Annotated in this window: 1 protein-coding gene; it reads right to left on the bottom strand. The window is 64.0% G+C overall.

Going from position 1 to position 348, the window contains the following annotated elements:
• The coding region (locus AC1DN0_RS42070; protein WP_477146754.1) for a DUF2252 family protein at positions 1-346 on the bottom strand (346 nt) is incomplete at its 3' end.
• Positions 347-348 lie beyond the last annotated feature (2 nt).

The raw sequence follows: 348 nt of genomic DNA, 5'->3' as shown, positions 1-348 counted from the left end.
AGACCAGGTCGTCGATCACGCCCCGCTTGTGGCGCAGATGCCGGCCCGCCACCACGAAGCTGGCGGTAAGCCGCTTCAGGTCCCATTCCCAGGGCCCGAGGCTGGTYTCGTCGAAATCGTTGAGGTCGAACAGCAGCGAGCGTTCAGGGCTGGCAAACCCGCCGAAGTTGGCCAGGTGGCAGTCGCCGCAGATCTGGATGGGGATGTCTGAATTCGGCGTACCGGCGAGGTCATGCGCCTGGATGATGGCGCTGCCACGGTAGAAGGTGAAAGGCGATTCGATCATGCGGCCATAGCGCAGCGGCACCAGCCGTTCGACACGGCCGGCGCTGTTGATCTCCAGCAAAC

It is taken from the genome of Cupriavidus sp. 05N39, assembly GCF_056397325.1.
Note: the sequence above shows the minus strand (reverse complement) of the source record. Positions and strands in the feature narration are given on the sequence as shown.